Raw genomic sequence first — 2638 nt, 5'->3', positions numbered from 1 at the left:
GGTTAAAAATGAGGTAAAAAATGTCTATATTTGAAGAACAGGAATATAATAAAAATTTAGATTGGAAGTTGTGGAAGAAACTTTTTCGATTCACGCTTCCTTACAAAAAGCAGATGATAATCATCACCGTTTTTATGCTGGGATTGGCGGGAGTCGATGTGATTTTCCCGCTGATGACCAAGTATGCCATCGATCATTTTGTGGTTCCGGCAAAAACGGAAGGACTCGGTAGATTCGGTCTTATCTATTTTGGATTGATTGTCATCCAGTCGATTAACATCTATTTCTTCATTGCACTCGCCGGAAGAGTTGAGATGGGATTGACTTATGACATCCGCAAAGCCGGATTCCAGCATCTGCAGGAACTTTCTTTCAATTATTATGATAAAACTCCGGTCGGCTGGCTGATGGCGAGAATGACTTCTGACGGACAGCGTTTGGGAGAAACCATTGCCTGGGGTTTGGTCGATTTGGTGTGGGGATTTTCGCTGATGATCGGGATTTGCATCGTGATGTTGATTATGAATTGGAAACTGGCGTTGTTGACTCTGACAGTTGTGCCGATTCTGGTTGTGATCAGCATCTATTTCCAGAAGAAAATCCTGAAAACATATCGTAAAGTTCGGAAAACTAATTCACGGATTACCGGCTCTTTTAATGAAGGAATTGCCGGAGCAAAGACGACTAAAACATTAGTTCGGGAAGAAGCGAATTTGAAGGAATTTCAGCAGCTTACGGGAAAGATGTATCGCTCATCCGTGAAAGCAGCGATCTTCTCATCCCTGTATTTGCCGGCAGTTCTGACTCTCGGCAGCATCGGAACCGGACTCGCACTCTGGAAAGGTGGAGAAGGCGTGATTATGCAAACCATAACTTACGGAACTCTGGTTGCTTTCATTTCCTACACAGTTCAGTTTTTTGAACCGCTGCGGGAACTGGCTCGTATTTTTGCGGAACTACAGAATGCTCAAGCATCAGCAGAGCGTATTTTCTCGATGATCGATGAAAAACCGGAAATTCAGGATAATTCGAAAATCACTGAAAAATTCGGTGATATTCTTAATTCCAAAACAGAGAATTGGCCTGAAATTCGTGGAAATATCTGCTTCGAGAATGTTTCCTTCAAATACAAAAAGGGCGAAAATGTGTTGGATAATTTCAATCTGGAAATCAATTCGGGAGAGACGATCGCACTCGTTGGAGAAACCGGCTCCGGCAAAAGCACGATCGTGAATCTTGCCTGCCGTTTTTATGAACCGAATTCCGGCTCAATTAAAATCGATGGAACTGATTATCGGGAAAGATCACTGCTCTGGCTGCATTCCAATCTTGGTTATGTGCTGCAAACTCCGCATCTTTTCAGCGGAACGATCAAAGACAACATTAAATACGGACGATTGAATGCCACTGATGAGGAAATCGAAATGTCTGCAAAATTGGTGAATGCACACGATTTTATAATGAAAACTGAAAACGGATATGATAGCGAAGTTGGGGAAGGCGGAAGTTTACTCTCAACCGGAGAAAAGCAGTTGATCTCCTTTGCCAGAGCTATTCTGGCGGATCCGAAGATCTTCGTTCTTGATGAAGCGACTTCATCGGTCGATACGGAAACGGAACAGAAAATTCAGGATGCGATCCACACAGTTCTGGAGAATCGCACCAGTTTCATTATTGCTCATCGGCTTTCCACAATTCGCTCCGCAGACAGGATTCTGGTGATTCAAAACGGGAAGATAACCGAGCAGGGAAATCATCACGAACTCTTGAATCTGAAAGGTTATTATCATAAACTATACACAAACCAGTTTATGGAAGAGCAGGAAGCGAAGATTTTGAATGCATAGAGACCTTGAAAACGGACTCTGCCAGAGGGATTCTCTCACTTGTCCTTTTCAATGGTTAGAGGTTAATTTGGAGAAAAACCGTTGAAAAAGTTCAGCAGGAAGAAAATACTTAAAAACTTTTTCAAGGTTAATCTGCTCCAAAAAAAGGAAAAAAGAAAAATGAAAATTCCAAATATTCAAATAGCAAAAAATATAGTAGAAGATCATTATCAAGTTGCTGTTTCCAAAATCAGCAGGTTTAATACAGGATTATGTCATTTCGTCTATGATGTAAAACTGGAAACCGGCAGGAATATTGTTATTCGTATGTCAGGTGAAAACACTTTAGATTTACTGAAGGGCGGAGTTTATTGGTTCAAGAAGATGAGTAGTAAACAACTTCCTGTTCCGGAAATAATTCACTTCGATTTTGATGGTGAATTTCCTTTCGTGATAATGGAAAAAATTGCAGGAAAGGATCTGCATTTTGTCTATGATGAACTGACCGGAAATCAAAAGAAGAAGTTGGCAAAAGAGATTATAAATATTCAAAAAACTGTTTCCGACCTGCCCAAAGCTAAAGGATTTGGTTATGCATCTTCTTATGAAGACAAAATTCTTACGGAAAATAAATCCTGGAAAGATGTGATCCGGAATTCGCTGCAAAGAAGTAGGAAACGCATCAGTCAAATTGGTGTTTGCAGTATTAAACCGGTAGAACTGCTCATCACCGGAATGGAACGATTCAATGAATATTTTTCTCGTATCGAGCCGGTTCCCTTTCTCGATGATATCACAACCAAAAATGTGAT

The 2638-nt window shown here is 40.7% G+C and carries 2 protein-coding genes; both read left to right on the top strand.

Annotation, left to right across the window (positions count from 1 at the left end):
• Positions 1 to 20 precede the first annotated feature (20 nt).
• Entirely contained in the window at positions 21 to 1847 is a 1827-nt protein-coding gene (locus tag ENL20_02575) for an ABC transporter ATP-binding protein (protein HHE37440.1), read from the top strand.
• A gap of 159 nt (positions 1848 to 2006) precedes the next feature.
• The coding region (locus tag ENL20_02570) for a hypothetical protein (protein HHE37439.1) at positions 2007 to 2638 on the top strand (632 nt) is incomplete at its 3' end.

The organism is Candidatus Cloacimonadota bacterium (assembly GCA_011372345.1).
Taxonomy (GTDB): Bacteria; Cloacimonadota; Cloacimonadia; order Cloacimonadales; family TCS61; genus DRTC01.
Note: the sequence above shows the minus strand (reverse complement) of the source record. Positions and strands in the feature narration are given on the sequence as shown.